We start from the raw sequence: 19,607 nt of genomic DNA on the forward strand, positions 1-19,607 counted from the left end.
GAACGATTAATCCTGACTAATTTGCTAGGTTGAGCAAAACACTGAGTAATTTTAAAATAATCACTTATATTTACTATGCCTTTTCAATTGCCATGAAAACTGAGTTGCTCTCTCCTGCTGGATCATTAAAAAATATGCGTTATGCTTTTGCCTATGGGGCCGATGCAGTTTACGCAGGTCAACCGCGCTATAGTTTACGTGTTCGTAATAATGAATTTGATCATGACAACTTGGCCATTGGAATTCATGAAGCACATGCTTTAGGCAAAAAGTTTTATGTGGTGGTCAATATTCAGCCACACAATAGTAAACTCAAAAATTTTATCGCCGATTTAGAGCCTATTATCAAAATGCAACCAGACGCACTGATTATGTCTGATGCAGGTTTAATCATGTTGGTTCGTGAGCATTTTCCACAGATACCTATTCATTTATCGGTACAAGCCAATGCCATCAATTGGGCAACGGTAAAATTCTGGAAAGATTACGGTCTTACTCGTGTCATTCTGTCACGCGAACTTTCCATTGAGGAAATTGCGGAAATACAAAAGCATGTTCCAGATATTGAACTTGAAGTGTTTGTACATGGCGCATTATGCATGGCTTATTCGGGCCGTTGTTTGCTTTCGGGTTATATGAATAAACGTGATGCCAATCAGGGCGCGTGTACCAATGCCTGTCGTTGGGAATAAAAAATTCATAATGCCATGGAAAATGAAACTGGAGATGTGATTCCTACCCAGCAACTCGCCTCCACACACAGTTGCTGTCGTCCACAAGATCATCAAGCTCCGTTAACGCAACCCGTTTTGGTACAACGCAATGATGAGGAAATGTTTGCTGCTGAGGAAGATGAACACGGCACTTATTTTATGAACTCTAAAGATCTACGTGCGGTACAGCATGTAGAGCGTTTAAGTCAGATGGGTATTCACTCCTTAAAAATTGAAGGTCGTACCAAATCTTATTTTTATTGTGCGCGTACAGCACAGATTTATCGTAAAGCCATTGATGACGCATTGGCGGGCAAACCTTTTGATCCAAGTTTGATGAAACTGCTCGAAGGTTTAGCAAATCGCGGCTACACCGAAGGTTTCTTGCGTCGTCATGTGCATAGCGATTATCAAAATTATGCTGATGGTTCTTCACATTTTGATTATCAGCAATTTTGTGGTGAAGTTCTGGAACGTAATGGCAATTATATCAAGATCGATGTCAAAAACCGTTTTGATGTCGGTGATGCATTAGAGCTCATGACCCCACAAGGAAACATAAGTTTTGTCCTAAGTGAAATTTTGGACAATAAAGGTCAGCAAATCGAGAGTGCCAAAGGCTCGGGACATGTGGTTGAAATTCCATTAGATCCGAGTATTGATATCAAATATGCACTCCTGATTCGAAACCTACCACATGCCACAGAACAGATTTCATCTTCTGCTTTGGCATATGCTGCGGAGTAATAATGGCTTTATTGATCACATCTGAATGTATTAATTGCGATATGTGTTTGCCAGAATGTCCAAACACTGCAATTTTTGAAGGAAAAAAGGTCTATGAAATTGATGCAAATCGCTGTACAGAATGTGTCGGGTTTTACCCTGAACCCACTTGTATTGCAGTTTGTCCGATCAACTGCATCATAGTGGATCCTGCACATATTGAAGATCAAACACAGCTCATGGATAAGTTTAAACAACTCAATATAATTTCGCATTAATTGAAAAATAAAAAAAAGGAACTTGACTGTTAGAGGATCAAGTTCCTATAAAATGAATTTTAGAATAAATCTAAATCTGAAAGCTCTTAAATATGAATGCCTTTAAATTGACAAGCCGTTAAATGAGAAAGCAAAACAATCAAAACTGCTTTGCTTTCCATGATTTTAAAAGGTGCGTTTAACTATTCCGAATAATATAATCAAACGCTGACAGAGATGCTTTCGCCCCTTCACCCGTGGCAATAATGATCTGCTTATATGGCACAGTGGTACAGTCACCCGCAGCAAATACACCTGCTACATTGGTTTCGTTACGCTCGTTGATAATAATTTCACCACGTGGACTTAACTCGACTGAACCTTTCAAGAAATCTGTATTTGGCAATAAACCAATCTGTACAAAAATTCCTGACAGTTCAATACTGTGTTCTGTATCTGTGGCACGGTCTTTATATTTCAAAGCGGTCACCTGAGCACCATCACCGACGACTTCAGTTGAAAGTGCATGGGTGATTACAGTCGCATTCCGCAAGCTATTTAATTTGTCCTGTAACACTTGGTCTGCACGAAGTTTGGTATCAAACTCAACCAAAGTCACCTGCTCCACAATACCTGCCAGATCAATTGCCGCTTCAACACCCGAGTTACCACCACCAATTACCGCAATTTTTTTGCCTTTGAATAATGGGCCATCACAGTGTGGACAATACGCTACACCACGAGTCGCATATTCCTGTTCACCCGAAACGCCCATCTTTCTCCAGCGCGCACCTGTCGATAAAATCACGGTTTTCGATTCAACTTTGGCACCATTTTCCAGTTCAACTTCCACCAGACCTGAAGCAGTTTGATCGGCACCGACAATTTTACTGACACGTTGCAGATTCATAATGTCCACATCGTACTCACGTACATGTTTTTCCATATCCGCAGCAAACTGTGGACCTACAGTTTTTTGTACAGAAGTAAAGTTTTCAATGTCCATGGTGTCCATGACCTGACCACCAAAACGCTCTGCGATCATGCCTGTACGAATGCCTTTACGTGCTGCATAAATCGCCGCAGTACCGCCCGCAGGACCCGCACCGACCACTAATACATCAAAAGCCTGTTTGGCATTAATTGCCGCCGCATCTTTTTCAGCAGCTCCACTGTCCAGTTTTGCCACAATTTCTTCTAAGGTCATACGACCTTGACCGATATGATTGCCATCTTGGAATACCATCGGAACTGCCATGATTTTGCGTTGTTCCACTTCATCCTGGAAGAAGGCACCATCAATCATGGTCGCAGTGGTATTGGGGTTATAAATCGCAATTAGATTCAGTGCCTGAACCACATCCGGACAGTTATGACAGCTCAAAGACACAAATACATCAAAGTCTGCTTTAAGATTCAAACCTTTAATCTGGTTGAGCACCCCATCAGAGACTTTCGGTGCATAACCTGAAGTTTGTAACAAGGCCAAGATCAATGAAGTAAACTCATGACCCATCGGTAAGCCAGCAAAGAACACACGTGGTTGCTCACCGACTTTAGCAATACCAAAACTTGGACGGCGTGTATTTTGACCATCAAAACGGGCCGTGACTTGATCAGAGAGTTCCGCAATTTCAGTGACCAATTCTTTGATTTTGGCAGCTTTGTCTGAATCATCCAGAGCAGCGACCAATTCGATAGGACTTTCTAAACGTTCTAAATAGGCTTTTAACTGAGTTTTGATATTTTGATCTAACATAATCAAGCTCCAAAGGAGAAAATTTTTAACTTGTTGGGAATATTACGATAAAACTTTAAATAGGTGAAACAGTATGTTTTTATAATTTTAATCGGTTTAGCCGAACATAAAATCATTATTCACTTTTTTGCTCAATCCGATCTGTTCTATTTTTAAGATTTAAGGCTATAGCATAGGTCATCATTGCAATAAATGCAGCCAATAAACTGATTCCCCAACATAAGAATTTCACCATTTCAGAAAGTTGTTGTGCTTGATCCGCTTGTTTTTGAACACTTTGTGACAATGGCGTGACCGCTTTCCCATAAAGTTGCTGCTGCATGATCCAAAGCTGTTCAGGTTTAAAGCTATATTCCATAAAATGCGGATCCTGACGTTCTTCACGGATCAAATGTGAAACATAAGGTAATGCTGTCTCTTTATCCACTGGTCGGTGTAATAAAGCGGTTTGCGCTAAAAGATAATCTTTCACTGCATCAGGTGTATCCACATTTTTCAACTCATGCGCGATTTGGCTTTGCTGAATACTTTGATCATAAGCCACCAATTCAGCATACGCTTTGGCTTGGTCACTAGTACGGTCATATTGCAAGTAAGTCAAACCTGACCAGATAAGAATAAATCCAATTAACCACGCCACAAAGCGTAAAATTAGTGAACGAAAACGTAACTGAAAAAATTTAAATTTTTTTAAAATTCGGACAAAAATAAAAGCACCAAAAAATGCAGTGAAAATTTTTAAAAACAGCCAACCGAACCATGACAATAGATTGCTAAAATAATCAGACTGTTGATCCAGCAGTAACTGATCAGCCATCGCCACAGGAATATGCAATTGCTCGACTTGTTGGCTTAAATCAAAAAAACTATAGACCAACGCCTGTTGAGTAAATGATGCAACCAACGCAATGATAAAAATCCCTGTTACCGTTAGACTCAACAGCATCACACGATGTTGACGCTTTTTGAGTTGGGTCAATCGAGACTGTATCGACTGAATATTCATCGGAGCATTTTCGATGGGTGGCAACCTACTCTCCTCATACTGTTTGACCTAAGAGTACCAATTTATTTACTGCTTTAAAGCAGTATCATGACTCGACTCAATGACCAGTTGATTTAAATTTTGCTGAAGTGTACGTAATCTCGTTGCCGCTTCATCGCGCTTTTGCATACCTTCTTTTTGAATTTGAATCACATCGTTAACCGTTTTAATGAGGGTATTTTGCACATGTTCAAGGGTTTCAATATCAATCACCGAACGTTGATTGGCTTTAGCTGTATCAACTGAATTTTGATGTAATAAATCAGCATTTCGACGTAATAAATCATTGGTTGCGTCATCAATACTTTTTGCCAATTGCACGCTGTTTTTTTGTTCCTGTAAAGAAATCGCCAGACTGATTTGATTTTTCCATGCAGGTAAAGTGATATTTTTAATCGCATAAAATTTATCCACCAACATTAAATTATTGGACTGAATAATACGAATCATTGGCAAAGTTTGCATGGCAGACTGCTGTAGAACTTGTAAATCACTGACCCGTTTTTCTAAATTATTCGCAAGGTGGTTCAGATCATAGATCTGCTGAGTCATTTGTTGATTCTGTTCTTGCTGATTTAATTGAGCAATCTGTTGCTGAATTTCCTGCTGTTTGATCTTACCCGCAGCAACATGAACACCAAGCTGTTTATATTCGTCTTGCACCGCATCAAACATTTTATCTAAAGTATTCACACGGGATTTTAGTCCGTTTTGTGATTGTTCAATTTCTTTGACCAAAGCATCGATTTGTTCTTTCGTGGTATTAAAATGTTGATCAAAGCTTTGTTTGGCACCTTTAATTTTATTCAACAAACCGCCTAAAATCGGAATCGATGAGCCTTTCGGTTTATTCAAGATGCTCGATGTATTGAGTTGCTGGGCAACTTGAACCACTTCATTTAACTTTTGACCTGTCGTATCCAAATCTTTATTTTGAACCAGATTCAGGAGTTCATCGGTGTAGGTTGAAGTTTTGGTCGCAATATCCTTACCATATTCAGAAACACTACTGTGCGTCATATCAGTCAATGTCTGATGTGCATCCATCACCTGAGCAAAATCTTCAGGCCGTAAACCTAGCTCTTTTAAGTTTAAACGCTCAAACTCTTGCTGCTGAAGCTCTGTAGATTGTTCAACCAATACATTTTTATGGTTAGATTCGGATTGTGACATTATTCCACCCTATTTTTATCTAATGATTTTTTTAAAGTATTCATCAATATTTCACGACTATGATCCAGCTTTTGCAATTCTGCAACTGAATTGCCTTGCATGCTCTGTTTGAGGTGATATTGCCAAGCAGGAATCAAGACTTGTTGCGCTTCCTTAAAACGATCCAATAAGGTAAAGGAAAGTTGCTCGGCCAATTGCATCTGTGTAATAGCGATATCATTACTCGCTTGCAAAGTTTGTAATGTGTTTATTTTTTTAGATAGTCGTTCTGCAAAATTATCCAGTGGATGTCGCTGCTGAATAAAAGCAGGATATTCCTGCAAAAATTCTTGAGCCGCAACGATATATCTCGCCATCTGTTCACGTAAACCCAGTACCTGTTGGACACGCGCCTGTGATTTTTGAATTTCAATCTGCAAGCGTTGAATTAAAAAACTGGCTTGGTCAATCAGACGTTCCAATTCATTTAAGTAATTCAACTGCCCATGATCATATTCGATATCAATGCCTAACCATTTTTGTAATGCATTAAATTTACGTTTCTTGAGCACTTTGTTAGATTTCGCCAACTTTTCAATCAATTGAGAAATGACCTTGCTCAATTCTTGATTGAGCTTGGGATCAACACCATTGAGCAATACCGACTGCGATTGAATCAGTTGATCGGCATAGTGATTGAGCTGATATTGATTATCCAGTAAAGGCACCAGATCATTGCGTTTGATCGCCAATATTGCTTTTGGATCAACTTCAATCTGATCTAGCGGAATCAATGAATTAAATTGAGTCATAATCAACCAATATATTTTGTCAATTCATCATAGGCACAAATCGATATAGTGCAAAGTCTATTTTTTATATCAACATGATGATTTTATGTTAAATCTTAAATTTTTCATCTCACCATTTTGCAAATAGACATTAGACGTCATTCATCAATCCTTTTTATTTCTCCCTATTGAGAGAAAAATAAAAAGAGTTTAAACCATGAGAAAGCAGTCTATTACAGATATTTTCCTTCTCGTTCAGGCTGATAAATGACTTTTTCAATTTTAATTTTCATCAATTGACCATCAGGCTGTGGCCATTCAATACTTTGCCCTTCTGTCAGTCCCAAGATCGCCGCACCGACAGGTGCCAAAATATTAACCTGACTTTTATCGCCTGTAAAATCATGTGGATAGACTAAAACAATCTCAACAGAATCTGTTGAAGGTGCAATGGTGATACTCACTCGGGAGTTCATGGTGACCACATTTTTTGGAATATTTTCAGGATCAACCACTTCTGCTCGCGCCAGTTCATTTTCTAAATGCTGCATGGTCGAGCTTTGAGTCGTTTGATGTTCAAGCATCGTTTCTAAACGATGTAGATCTTGCGAGGAAATAATAATATTAGGCTGAGACATGTTATAAACTCCTTAAATCTATCAATTTTCAAAACAAATGACTTAAATATAATTTTATTGTTATATCAGAGTTTAGTTCTGATGATTAAAATATTCACAGATAAAAAAAGCTCCCTTGAGGGAGCTTCTTCTCAAGCAATTTGCTTAGTTAGCATATACAGGGAATTTTGCACATACTGCTTCAACTTTTGCTTTAACATCAGCGATGACGCTTTCATCACCTTTGCTATCTAATACATCCGCAATCCAGCCCGCTAAATCACGAACTTCAGCTTCACCAAAACCGCGAGTCGTCACTGCTGGAGTACCAATACGAATACCAGAAGTCACAAATGGAGAACGTGGATCGTTTGGAACTGCATTCTTATTGACCGTAATATTGGCGTTGCCCAACCATGCGTCAGCATCTTTACCTGTAATGTCTTGTTTAATTAAAGACAATAAGAATAAATGATTATCTGTACCGCCTGAAACCACATCATAACCACGTGAAATTAATACTTCAGCCATGGCTTGAGCATTTTTGACCACTTGTTGTTGATACGTTTTATATTCAGGAGCCATTGCTTCTTTAAAACAAACTGCTTTAGCTGCAATTGCATGTACCAAAGGACCGCCCTGGTTACCTGGGAACACCGCAGATTGAAGTTTTTTCTCAATTTCTTCATTTGCTTTGGCAAGGATTAGACCAGAACGTGGGCCACGAAGTGTTTTATGCGTAGTAGTCGTTGTCACGTCAGCGATTTGAACCGGACTTGGATAAACACCTGCTGCAACCAAACCAGCAACATGCGCCATATCAACAAACAAATAAGCACCAACTTTATCCGCGATATCACGGAAACGCTGCCAATCCACCACACGGCTATATGCAGAAAAACCTGCCACGATCATGCGTGGTTTATGTTCCAAAGCTAAACGTTCAACTTCTTCGTAATCAATCTCGCCAGTTTCAGGATTTAAACCGTACTGAATGGCATTATAAGTTTTACCAGAGAAGTTTACTTTTGCACCGTGAGTCAAGTGACCACCATGTGCAAGGCTCATACCCAATACTGTATCACCTGCATTTAATAATGCTAGGTATACCGCAGAGTTTGCCTGTGAACCGGCATGTGGCTGAACGTTGGCATAATCAGCACCAAAAAGTTCTTTAGCACGGTCAATGGCTAATTGTTCAATCACATCGACATATTCGCAACCGCCATAATAGCGTTTGCCAGGATAACCTTCTGCATATTTATTAGTCAGTTTTGAACCTTGCGCTTCCATCACCGCAGGAGAGCAATAGTTTTCAGATGCAATCAGCTCAATATGCGCTTCTTGGCGCGCGTCTTCAGCGTCAATTGCTTTGGCCAATTCTGGATCAAATTCAGAAAGAGAAATGTTGGCAAACATTAGCGAGGGTCCTATGAATTAGGGCTTTTAAGCCGTGCTAAGATTGGGCGCTATTGTAGCATGAACTTTAGGATTAAGCAGAATGAACTTTACTCAGTTTTAAATAAAAATGGCTCATGTGATATACATGAGCCATACGGCAGAACCATCATGATTTATTTGGAAAGCATCGTTCCAACATCTTGCACAATATTTGGAATATTTAACACATAAGCAGTCCCGTGATCCCATTTCACTGCATTACCATCATCGGTAATGTATTGAATAGCTGTACCCTTTTGCTGGGCTGAACCGACCAGTGTATTGGTCGCGATTCGCGGTACGGTGGTGTCATTACTGCCCTGATAAATGGTAATTGGCGACGTCACTTTAACCGTTAAAGGCTGACCATCTTTAGAAGTAAAGTTTTTCACCACTGGGATATTCAGGAAATTATCCTGAGTACGCCCATAACCATTCAGACTTCCAGTAGATTGAGCATATAACCCCATACTGCCAGCAAAGGCATTGCCAATATCGCCTGAACATTCTGTTTCTGCGTAGGTTTGGGCAATCTGCGCAGTTGGATCTTTAAAAACCTGAGTATATTTAAAATCCGGATTTGGATTACGCAATCCTGCGGTAATCAGTGCCGTAAAGGTATCCAAACTTGCATATACAGGAATCTGTGTAGTTACAGGTTGATTTGCAACTGAGGCTTCGCCCAAAGTCAAAATCAAATCAAGGTTAGATGCAGGTGCAACAGCAACGGTTCCCTTATAATCGAGCTTGGCCCGTGATGCATATTGAGCAGCGCCTAAAGCTGCTTGTCCACCTTGTGAATGCCCAACGGTCACCCATTTATTATTTACTTTACTGCCCAAATAATTGCGTGCAGCAACGACCGCATCGGTTATTGAAAATGCTTCACTTTTTACATTTAAAAATGGATGCAATTCCTGTCCGCTTGGCTCGCCCAAACCTTCATAGTCAGGTGCTACCACCACATAACCTTTGGCAAGTAGTGCAGCAATCATCCCTTTAATATAATCATTCATTGCCGTGCGGCTTGGTGCGCATTTATCAGCAACGCCTGTTGTGCCATGCGCCCACGCAACAATTGGCCAACCTCCAACGGGTGCCGCTCCTTTAGGCGTGAAAACTAGCGCTGTCGCCTGCACTTCTTTATTATTAATCCCCAACATCTTATAAGTCATTACCAGACTTTCACCAGCAATAGCGCTCATATCGGTTAAGCCATAGCTATCCGTGCGAACAACAGGGTTTTGAATATTATTTTCAGGAATATCTGAGGGTGGTTTAAAAAAATCATCCCAGTCATTGTCATCATTACAGGCTGATAAAAATAGAGTTAAACTGAGCGTAGAGACTGCGAGCAACGTCTTTTTCATTTTTCTTATCCTTTTGAAGGTATTCAACATTCTTGTTGTTTTGCACAGTAATGCAATTTATAAATTATGCCTTGTTTAACCGTATAAACAAGACAGTTATACAAAGTGAAACATAACATTCATGAATACAGTTGAATCTTTTCACAATTTATCAGAGATGCTACATTTAACTTTTGCTGTCGCATCGAGATTATTCATTTAATGACTGCCATTATTCTGGACACCGAAACCCATACCCTCAATGGTTTACCGATTGAAATTGCTTACGCACCTGTAGAAGTTCATGCAGGAAAACTCAGTCTGGATAAAAGTCAGCTATTTGATCAGCTATATCAAGTCAATCAACCAATCTCTTATGCGGCTATGGCGGTACATCATATTTTAGAATCCGATCTCGTCGATCAACCTTTATATACCTCTTTTGAGTTGCCTGCTGATACCACTTATATTATTGGGCATAATGTTGATTATGATATGGCTGCCATCGCGCGCTGCGGTGTAGAAACACAAGATATTAAAGCGATTTGTACTTTAGCACTGGCACGAAAAGTTTGGCCGCAGGCAGATGCGCATAATATTTCTGCTTTAATTTATCTGATCTCTAAAGGCAGCGATAAAGCACGAGAACTACTAAAAGGTGCGCATCGTGCCGACGCGGATATCATTTTAACTGCGAATATCCTGATGCATATTGTACATCATTTGAATATTCACAATATTGATGATCTTTATCTGGCATCAGAACAAGCACGTATTCCCACTAAAATTAATTTCGGCAAACATAAAGGTAGCTTGATCCAAGACCTCCCCCATGACTATATCAATTGGTTACTTCGTCAAGATGATCTTGATCCTTATCTCAAAAAAGCGCTAGAGAAGACTCTCGTTTGAAACTAATTTTTTGATTTATAACTTATTTCATATTAATGTAATTTTCTCGTTTTATGGTATCACCAATTTATAACAAGGGATAAATTGGGGATGTCTCATTATTATAAAACTGCGCAAGGTCATACTGCGCTTGAAAACCGTCAATTTAATCTGAATGTAAGACAACGACGCTTATTACTCTTAATCGGCACTGAAGACTTTAATAAGTTAAGTGATCAGTTCAGGCAAAAAATTGCATCTCCTGAATTGCTAGAGCAACTTGAAGCAATGGGACTCATCCAATCTCAAACGTTTTCGAGCTCTATCACCACGTCTAAACCAGAAGCTAACATTCCACCCTCTAGCAGTAACGCACTATCTCGCCAGAATGAACTTGCCAATGTTCAAGATGCTATCAATCATCCAACTTGTCCTAGTCAAGAATATCGAGTTTCGGATGACTTGATTCAGCAGCAACAAGTTGAAATTACCCCAATGGCAATAATGGCCTTTGACGAAATCAAAACTTTAATGGCAGAAACCTTGTCCAGCTATTGTGGTTTACTGGCAAGACAACTTTTAGAACAAATTAAAAATGCAAGCAATGTTAAGCAGCTTAAGATTTGCCAAATGCAATGGATTACTCACTTACAGGAAACCCGCATTCCTCCGCAGCAATTGAATCAACAATTACAACAAGTCAATTTTGCCTTACAACATCTTCAGCTTGAGCAATAAACAGATTAAATCATCAGATAAATCGAAAAATTAAAAAACTACACTGTTTTTTCTAAAACTTCGACTATTGAATGCACGATGACTGTGCCGTTCATAATTTTGCTACGCCTACGACTAAAGATTAAACCTATTTGATCTAATCCAAAGTATTATAGATACATATAATAAATATGATATATTTCTCAGCGTTATATAAGACTCCTTTCATAAGTCGCTTTTATTTCTCTTACGGGAGAAAAATAAAGCGGGTTTAAACAATGATGAAAGAAGTCTATAGGTTTAGCCCTTTAGCTCACTTCGGTGGGCTTTTTTTTGTCAACAAATCAGGCTTAGAAAACTTCAGTGAAGTAAATTCGTTTTTTAATAGAAAAATCACCTATTTTTACCAGATCCAGCCTTATCTTAATTTCTAATACATTCAATATCACCCGCCAAATATTTTTTATTCTTGCGCTCAAGCTCTAAAGATGAATGTTTTTTTCAATTGCAAAACATGCCTAGCATTAGTAAGAAATGATTAATAAAAGAAAATTTAAAACTCATACGTTTTTAATATCACAATATTATAAAAATACGAATTTACATATTCAATATATTTAATTATTATGATTAATAATAGGAAAACCACATCCAAATATAACACTTAAATATCAAAATAAAATAATTTCGGTTTACAATGTTATCAAACTTCAGATTTAGATTAATTTTCAACAAATAGTTGATATAAAAGTAAATTTACAATTATAAAAGCATTGATATTTTAGTTTTCTTGAGTAATATGCTTTTTATTAGTGCAATTTTTATTAAAATGCACCATAAAATGACGACCAGTTTTCATATAAAAGGATTTATTTTATGAGAAACCCACCAAACTTATTTATTTATTTCAAAAAACAACCTTATTTAAATATAATTCAGACTTATTAATTTTTTAGTTCCAATTTAATTAATTTGACATATTCATTGCAACAAAATTATTTAGTGATACTTAATTTTAGATTTTAGTATTTAAATACTGCATCTTCCTTAGTCACATTTAATAATGATCCAAAGATAATTTTTTGAGATCGGAATTTACTTTCCAGTCCTGTAAGGACGAGATCCATTATTTTCCTTGGTGAGTTAAGGGCAAATTTTAGATTCATCGAAATGATCAGATGAAAAGTAAAGAAATTGAAAGTCAGCATGATAACTGAACGTTTTATTGTAGCGTGATTCCTCCCAGCACCAGTTAAAACGAGTCATGCCATCTTTAACAATTTCTTATGTTTTCAATGTCATCACGATCGGAGTCTTTGTAAAATATTGAGATTGATATGAAACAAAAACGGATTAGCATTGCATGGCAAATTCTGATTGCACTTATTTTAGGTATTATTGTTGGTAGCATTCTGCACAATCAGCCTGAATATCAAGACTATATCGTTACGAATATTCTAAAACCCGCAGGCCAAATTTTTATTAGCCTAATCAAAATGATTGTCGTGCCTATTGTTATTTCAACGTTAATTTTAGGCATTGCAGGTATTGGTGATACCAAAAAGCTTGGCAGTATTGGTTTAAAAACTATTATTTATTTTGAAGTCATTACCACGGTTGCAATTATAGTTGGACTTCTTGCTGCCAATATTTTTCAGCCAGGCGCAGGTGTGGACATGTCTATGCTGCACAAAGTCGATATCACCAAATTTGAAGCAACCACTCATGAATATCAATCGCATGCGCATGGTTTCCTACAAACAATTTTAGGTCTTATTCCGACCAATATTATAGACTCGATGGCTAAAGCCCAGATGTTACCGATTATTTTCTTTTCGGTGATTTTTGGTGTTGGCCTAGCAAGTTTGCCCCACGAAACCAAACAACCTTTGCTCAATGTATTTAATGCGATTGCAGAAACCATGTTCAAAGTTACACATATGGTGATGCTATATGCTCCAATTGGTGTGTTTGCCTTGATCGCGGCCACTGTTGCGACATTCGGTTTTTCATCGCTTGTGCCTTTGTTTAAATTGGTGGTACTGGTTTATACCGCTATTTTGTTCTTTGCCTTTGTTGTTCTTGGCTCGGTTGCAAAATTTTGTGGTTTAAATATTTTTAATATCATTAAACTGCTTAAAGACGAACTGATCTTGGCATTTTCAACGGCAAGCTCTGAAACAGTATTACCTCGTATTATTCAAAAAACCGAAGCCTACGGCGCTCCTCGTGCGATTGCAAGTTTTGTGATTCCAACAGGTTATTCATTTAATCTGGATGGTTCGACACTTTATCAAAGTATTGCTGCAATCTTTATCGCCCAACTCTATGGAATCGATTTAACCATTACTCAACAGCTTATTTTGGTGTTAACGCTCATGGTCACGTCCAAAGGTGTTGCTGGCGTACCAGGTGCTTCGTTTGTCGTATTGCTAGCGACCTTAGGTGTGGTTGGTATTCCACTTGAAGGTCTGGCATTTATTGCAGGTGTCGACCGTATTTTGGATATGGCACGAACCGCACTGAATGTTGTGGGGAATGCTTTGGCTGCATTGGTCATCAGTAAATGGCAAAAACAATATGATGCTGAAAAAGCAGAGAATTACATGTTATCGCTGAAACAAGTCTAAGCCTTTATCATCCCGTAAAACCAAAAGAGTAACTGAGATCATCAGTTACTCTTTTTTTACACAATTTTGATTTAGAACTTAAATATGAGTCCTTATAAGCCTATTCCAGTACATTGCGGATTTTTGCTGGCATCTATAGTGGACGGATCAACCGTGATATTGGTTTTGGCTGGCATTTTCAATTGGATAAAATTATAGACTTGTAGATTTCGACAAACGATAGCCTGTGTATGTGACGCATTCAGGACTGGATCAAGTAGAACACTCGTTGAACCCAAACCTTTTAAATTCGCAACCAAGGCTTCTGTCACAGGGTAAGGAACGTTGGTATCGGCTGTACCTTGAACAATATAAACTGGTTTATCTATACGTTTAGTCCCTGGTTGATTCGCAGCTAAAAAGTTTTGAACCGTTTGATTGGTTTTAAAGTTATTGGTATCCAGACCAGGATAATCCATGACTTTCTTATCTGGGTTATCGGTCATAAATTTGATAATGTCGGTTTTAAATTTATCAATCAGACTTAAACTCGAATCATCACTATCTAAACAAAGTCCATTTTCTCCAGTGGTGCCTTCTGCAAATTCAGCCAGTGGTTTCGCTCTTTCCTGAAAGATATCCCGATAATTAAATTGTGTTTCATATGCTTTGATTCCAACGCCTGTAAGCGCAGCATAAGCCAGTAAAGTCGCATAAGAATCCACTGACACACGATTGCCTAATGGCACGTTCGCAGTTATTTCTTTTTTCTCAATATCTGCCAATGCCGTAGGTGCAACCTCTAAAATAATTTTACCCAAACTTGATGCTGGTGCACCCGCAACAGCACCTTGATAGGTTGCATCAGCATTTGCATATTCAGCAGTCCCTAGCGATGCCTGCCCACCTTGCGATTGCCCCACTGACATCCAAGCACCATTAAGCTGAACTCCATAGTGATCTTTCGCAGCTTTTACTGCGGCAAGTGCCGATTTCGCCTCACTGCCCAAATTTAGATACGGATGAATACCTGATGTACCCAAACCTTCATAGTCTGGAGCAATCACCACATAACCTGCTGCTAATAGGCTTTCAGCCAATATTCTAAAGCGTAGATTGATTTTATTATTACTTGGCGCACAACTATCTCCAACACCCACTGTTCCGTGCTCCCAAACCACAACACGATAACCATCTGCGGGTTGAGAGACTTTTGGAAACATCACCATTGCAGTCGCTTTGGCTGTTACCTTGGACATTGACCATATTATAGGTCATTACTTTAATCGATTTGGCACCTGTCACTTGGTCTTTACTATACGTAGATTCTGAAATATAACTTTGATCAGGATTAACCCCAACATAATCATCATTACTGTCATTACATGCGCTTAGCAATAAAGTTGTTGTTGAAAATGCAAGTGCTAAAGCAATTTTTGACCGTTTCATAAAATATCCTTTTTATGTTTTTAAGTATTTAATCTGCATGGTCTTACATGCATCTTTATTTATGCACAAAAAAAGTGCTCTGCATAGAACACTCTTTTACTAGATGGTCAATTTTTTAAAATGAATAAGCCATAAAAATTCCTAAAAATAGGATAACCCCCACCCAACGGTTATGCCGAAACGCCCAAAAACACATTTGAGGATCGCGAGTTCTGGTTTTTGACCATTGATAGAAATAGTCTGCGGCAACCAAAAACAAAGCGACAAGTCCCCACGGAAATAGAATATCTGCAAGGTAAAAAGAAGCACCAATCAATACAATACTTAAAAACTGTAATAAGGAAATAATTTCAATATCATAGCGACCAAACAAAATTGCTGTGGACTTTACGCCGATTTTTAAATCATATTCACGATCGGTAATGGCATATTGAGTATCAAAAGCCACTGTCCAACATAAATTGCCAAAATATAGTAACCAGCATGTCCAATCTAGCGGCTTACCCATCGCAGTAAATGCCATCGGGATACCCCATGAAAATGCCATACCTAAAACCACTTGCGGTAAATGGGTATAACGCTTCATAAATGGATAAATAAAAGCGAGTCCTAATGCCCCGAAAGCGCAGTAAAATGTCTCAATAGGTAAGAAAAACAACATACAAGCACTGGCTGCGACTAAAACTAAAAACACAGCAATGGCTTCTTTAGGTTGGATAATTCCTGTCGCAAGTGGTCTGGTCTTGGTTCGTTCTACATGACCATCCACTTCACGGTCTGCGAAGTCATTAATGGCACATCCAGCAGCACGCATAAAAATGGTGCCGAACATAAATGGTAATAAAATATGTAATGGTGGAATTCCTTCAGCAGCAATCCAAAGTGCCCACATCATTGGCCAGAAAACCAATTCAGTTCCAATCGGCTTATCAAAACGACATAAATAATAATAGGCTTCTAACCGTTGTCGCCAAGTGATGGATTGTACTGCTGCCATGACTTACCCCTGCTCGTTTTGTTTCTTTATAAAATTTTCAAATGTGGTGAGAAATGTTTCTTGGACAATAAATTTACAGCCATGCCAGACATAACAACTTTGTCGAGTCCAGCCATCTTCTAAATATATCACTCGGCGTTCACAAGCTGGATTTGTACGCTGGAATAAAAACTTTCCTATCGGCTTTGTACCGATATGCTGAAAAATTCTGGCTTTTTTTTGTAAGCTTAAAATTGGGAAAATACTTTTCGCTTTCACCCATGGCTCTGCTTCACAACCATAAAGTAAACTTTCACGTACCCATGCAGTATGTGCATGTGGCATGTTCATCCATTGACTATCAATAAAACTTAAACGCTGAAAATGTTCTTTGGTGGGGTCAACCCGAAACTGACCAGACGCTAAATCTGTTAATTGTTGGGTCAAAGAGCCTGATGCATACAACCATTTTTTTAATTCAGGAGTTAATATTTTTTCCTGCTTAAGTTTAGATGGTATGTTCGGCATAACAGGCTCACTTCGATCAGAAAACCTAGTGTAACCGAATTTTTGTTTCAAAAATGCTGTGTTTTTAAGCAACATTCTTTTATTCACAAAATTGTAATAAATTTCACTATTTGAGAATATTTTAATATATCATATAGGGCATTTATCACAGGCATAGCTTAAGACCATTATGATGAATGACAAATTCAGATTTATTTTGCTCTACGGTGGAATATTCTGGGGCTGTGGTTTTACTATTTTAATGTTGCTTTATCGCTATTTCTTTTTGAATCAACCAAACTTACCGATTACTGCCTTTGCGGTTTATTTTAGTATTTGCTTTATTGCAGGTCTGGTATGGGGAAGTTTAGTTCATCATGATATTCAAAAGAAAATAGTGAGTTAATGATTGTTAAAGAAAGTGTAAAAGCCAGTTTTCAAACTGGCTTTTGTGTTTTTAACATTTTAAAGATTAGGAGGCTGGTGTAGCCACTTTAGCGGGCACTCCACTATGAAACCTAAAGACATCATCAGGCGTCAAGATTAGATTTTTCTCCACTTCACGAATATGTTGAATACGCTGCTGAATATCTTCTTCGGGATTTTTCATTTTAGCCGTGGTCGCGACTTCCATTGCCAAGGCCAAATAATCTTCAAAGTGACGAGATTCAGATTTCAACAAATAACGATAGTAGCGCCCAAGCTCATCATCCACCAAAGGTGCCAGTGCATGGAAACGCTCACAAGAGCGCGCTTCTACAAATGCCCCGACGATCATGACGTCAATCAATGCTTCAGGCTCATAAGTTCGGATTTCTTTACGTAAACCACCCGCATAACGACCTGCACTCACGGCTTTCCATTCCTGCCCACGTTTTTTCATAAACTCAAGCACTTGCTCATAGTGCAGCATTTCCTCGCGAACCAGTTGTGCCAATTTGACTTGTAAATCGGTAAAAAAACTGTACCGGAACATCAGATTCATGGCCGTGCCTGCGGCTTTTTTTTCACAATTGGCATGATCTTGCATCAACAAATCAAGATGATTGATGGCTTCATCTAACCATGCTTGAGGTGTTTTGCAGCCTAAAAATGCAATGACTGGCTGCATGAGTTCATCATAGTTGGGATTTGACATGTTCAAAACTCTTAGCGTGCAGACTGTATTGCGGCTTTCATTTGCTGTACCGCTTGCGTCAAACCAACAAAAATACTCTCTGCGATAATGGAATGACCAATATTTAACTCATGAATCTGTGGAATCGCTGCAATCGGCGCAACATTTTCAAGATTCAAGCCATGTCCAGCATTAACAATTAAACCCTTATTTGCAGCATACTCTGCGCCCTGAATGATTCGGGCAAGTTCAGCTTGTTGCTCTTCATCATTGGCAGCATCAGCATAAGCTCCCGTATGTAGTTCGATGGTCGGCGTGCCACAGGCAATCGCGGCATCAATTTGGGCCAAATCAGCATCGATAAATAAAGAAACTTCACAGCCAATTTCAGCTAAGGCTTGAGTCGCAGCTTTGACTTTTTCAAATTGCCCCACGACATCTAACCCGCCTTCTGTTGTGACTTCCTGTCGACGTTCAGGCACAAAACACACATGATGAGGTTGAATTTCTTTGGCAAACTCCACCATTTCATCGGTCACAGCCATTTCCAAATTCATATGCGTTTTTAATAATGGGCGCATACGACGCACATCATCATCTTGGATATGACGTCGATCTTCACGTAAATGCAAGGTAATGCCCTCTGCACCCGCCTGTTCACAGACCAACGCTGCCTGAACTGGATCTGGATAAGTCGTGCCTCGTGCCTGTCTTAAGGTCGCAACATGATCAATATTCACACCAAGCAAAGCAGCCATAGATAAGTCCTGAAAGAAAATTTAAGAATGTGATTGTGTACTTTGTATCCAAAGCTGACGACTTTTTAAAGGTCGATCACCTAACAAAGAACTAATCATTTGACGGTATAGTTTACCCAATAATTGTAACTGTTCGGCAGAAAATTCTGCACCTTCTACATAATTCTGCATACAGCAAACCAACTCACCCGAAAGATTTGCAGCACTGCGACTCGCAACAGGCAAAAAACCCTCAGTTGCCTGAAATTGATAAGACATCACCTTACTAATTGCTTGCTGATTACAATCTACATAAAAATCGACTGCATAGCCTAATTCTTGCAATAACGCATGTTCAAACTGACGTAAAATTTGTCTTAAAAATAAAGCAGGTTGAGGATGTGTCGATAAAAGCTGTAATTGCGCCAGCGTTTTTTGATATTGAAGAAAAGTTTGCGGCATGGCCTCTTCTAAAGGACACAAACGCAACAGGATTTCATTCAAATAAAACCCTGCAAAAAAAGCATCACCATGAAAGAAAACAGGATGATTTAAAATTTCAAGTTTAGTGAAATTTTTTAAATCGCCTTTACCTGTCGCTTGTAAGGTAATGGGTTGATATTGTGGAGGTGGCGTTTGTCTGAGAATACCGTCCATACGACCATATTCTTCAGTAAACAAATGCACGATATGGCTTTTTTCACGATATTTACGATGATGAACTAAATAGCCATGAATGACTTCATTACGCATAA

The 19,607-nt window shown here is 38.7% G+C and carries 17 protein-coding genes and 2 pseudogenes; 6 read left to right on the forward strand and 13 right to left on the reverse strand.

Translation table 11 applies throughout. The features are described 5' to 3' along the window. Positions 1 to 92 precede the first annotated feature (92 nt). Positions 93 to 1,460: pseudogene (trhP, locus tag F944_RS09440) on the forward strand (prephenate-dependent tRNA uridine(34) hydroxylase TrhP). A 2-nt stretch (positions 1,461 to 1,462) separates the two neighbouring features. After that, the gene (locus F944_RS09445; protein WP_004989788.1) at positions 1,463 to 1,717 is read left to right on the forward strand and encodes a YfhL family 4Fe-4S dicluster ferredoxin; all 255 of its coding nucleotides are present in this window, start codon (positions 1,463 to 1,465) and stop codon (positions 1,715 to 1,717) included. 178 nt (positions 1,718 to 1,895) lie between these two features. On the opposite strand, the gene ahpF is transcribed toward F944_RS09445, so the two are convergent. The 7 genes from ahpF to F944_RS09480 form a co-directional block, all read right to left on the reverse strand. After that, positions 1,896 to 3,455 carry an alkyl hydroperoxide reductase subunit F gene (ahpF, locus tag F944_RS09450; protein WP_004989791.1) on the reverse strand — a complete coding sequence of 520 codons (1,560 nt, stop codon included), beginning with the start codon at positions 3,453 to 3,455 and terminating at the stop codon, positions 1,896 to 1,898. Between the two features lie 115 nt (positions 3,456 to 3,570). Beyond that, on the reverse strand, positions 3,571 to 4,485 hold the full coding sequence (locus tag F944_RS09455; protein WP_004989793.1) for a hypothetical protein: 915 nt from the start codon (positions 4,483 to 4,485) through the stop codon (positions 3,571 to 3,573). A 42-nt stretch (positions 4,486 to 4,527) separates the two neighbouring features. Then, a complete protein-coding gene (locus F944_RS09460; protein ID WP_004989797.1) occupies positions 4,528 to 5,673 on the reverse strand; it encodes a toxic anion resistance protein in 1,146 nt (381 codons plus the stop codon). After that, a complete protein-coding gene (locus F944_RS09465; protein WP_004989800.1) occupies positions 5,673 to 6,464 on the reverse strand; it encodes a hypothetical protein in 792 nt (263 codons plus the stop codon). The genes F944_RS09460 and F944_RS09465 overlap by 1 nt, the downstream gene beginning before the upstream one ends. A 212-nt stretch (positions 6,465 to 6,676) precedes the next feature. Beyond that, complete coding sequence (gene rnk, locus F944_RS09470; protein ID WP_004989803.1) at positions 6,677 to 7,081, reverse strand: nucleoside diphosphate kinase regulator; 405 nt, start codon at positions 7,079 to 7,081, stop codon at positions 6,677 to 6,679. 144 nt (positions 7,082 to 7,225) lie between these two features. Continuing rightward, positions 7,226 to 8,479, reverse strand: a complete 1,254-nt coding sequence (gene glyA, locus F944_RS09475; protein ID WP_004989804.1) for a serine hydroxymethyltransferase — start codon at positions 8,477 to 8,479, stop codon at positions 7,226 to 7,228. A gap of 155 nt (positions 8,480 to 8,634) precedes the next feature. Then, positions 8,635 to 9,870, reverse strand: coding sequence for an alpha/beta hydrolase (locus F944_RS09480; protein ID WP_004989806.1), 1,236 nt, complete (start codon positions 9,868 to 9,870; stop codon positions 8,635 to 8,637). Positions 9,871 to 10,071: 201 nt separating this feature from the next. Between F944_RS09480 and F944_RS09485 the strand changes: the two genes are divergently transcribed. From F944_RS09485 to gltP, 3 genes are all read left to right on the forward strand, one after another. Continuing rightward, entirely contained in the window at positions 10,072 to 10,761 is a 690-nt protein-coding gene (locus F944_RS09485) for a putative quorum-sensing-regulated virulence factor (RefSeq protein ID WP_004989808.1), read from the forward strand. 90 nt (positions 10,762 to 10,851) lie between these two features. Further along, positions 10,852 to 11,478, forward strand: a complete 627-nt coding sequence (locus F944_RS09490) for a hypothetical protein (protein ID WP_004989814.1) — start codon at positions 10,852 to 10,854, stop codon at positions 11,476 to 11,478. Positions 11,479 to 12,794: 1,316 nt separating this feature from the next. Next, positions 12,795 to 14,087, forward strand: coding sequence for a glutamate/aspartate:proton symporter GltP (gene gltP / locus F944_RS09500; RefSeq protein ID WP_004989816.1), 1,293 nt, complete (start codon positions 12,795 to 12,797; stop codon positions 14,085 to 14,087). Positions 14,088 to 14,179: 92 nt separating this feature from the next. On the opposite strand, the pseudogene F944_RS09505 reads toward gltP, so the two are convergent. The 3 genes and pseudogenes from F944_RS09505 to F944_RS09515 form a co-directional block, all read right to left on the reverse strand. Next, positions 14,180 to 15,515 (reverse strand): annotated as a pseudogene (locus F944_RS09505) (alpha/beta hydrolase). Between the two features lie 115 nt (positions 15,516 to 15,630). Next, a complete protein-coding gene (ubiA, locus tag F944_RS09510; RefSeq protein WP_004989822.1) occupies positions 15,631 to 16,512 on the reverse strand; it encodes a 4-hydroxybenzoate octaprenyltransferase in 882 nt (293 codons plus the stop codon). Positions 16,513 to 16,515: 3 nt separating this feature from the next. Next, a complete protein-coding gene (locus F944_RS09515) occupies positions 16,516 to 17,019 on the reverse strand; it encodes a chorismate--pyruvate lyase family protein (RefSeq protein WP_004989826.1) in 504 nt (167 codons plus the stop codon). Between the two features lie 172 nt (positions 17,020 to 17,191). On the opposite strand from F944_RS09515, the gene F944_RS09520 reads away from it, so the two are divergent. Beyond that, the gene (locus F944_RS09520; protein WP_227546588.1) at positions 17,192 to 17,404 is read left to right on the forward strand and encodes a hypothetical protein; all 213 of its coding nucleotides are present in this window, start codon (positions 17,192 to 17,194) and stop codon (positions 17,402 to 17,404) included. 66 nt (positions 17,405 to 17,470) lie between these two features. Here F944_RS09520 and miaE read toward each other — a convergent pair whose 3' ends face one another. From miaE to recO, 3 genes are read right to left on the reverse strand one after another with little or no spacing between them, the layout of a single operon-like run. Further along, positions 17,471 to 18,136 carry a MiaE family protein gene (gene miaE / locus F944_RS09525; protein WP_004989830.1) on the reverse strand — a complete coding sequence of 222 codons (666 nt, stop codon included), beginning with the start codon at positions 18,134 to 18,136 and terminating at the stop codon, positions 17,471 to 17,473. 11 nt (positions 18,137 to 18,147) lie between these two features. Continuing rightward, positions 18,148 to 18,873: a pyridoxine 5'-phosphate synthase gene (pdxJ, locus tag F944_RS09530; RefSeq protein ID WP_004989832.1), complete on the reverse strand. Its 726-nt coding sequence runs from the start codon at positions 18,871 to 18,873 to the stop codon at positions 18,148 to 18,150. A 21-nt stretch (positions 18,874 to 18,894) separates the two neighbouring features. Further along, positions 18,895 to 19,605 (reverse strand): DNA repair protein RecO, encoded by a 711-nt coding sequence (gene recO, locus F944_RS09535; protein WP_004989833.1) that lies wholly within the window; start codon positions 19,603 to 19,605, stop codon positions 18,895 to 18,897. Positions 19,606 to 19,607: the final 2 nt, after the last annotated feature.

The sequence above is a fragment of the Acinetobacter ursingii DSM 16037 = CIP 107286 genome, assembly GCF_000368825.1.
GTDB lineage: Bacteria > Pseudomonadota > Gammaproteobacteria > Pseudomonadales > Moraxellaceae > Acinetobacter > Acinetobacter ursingii.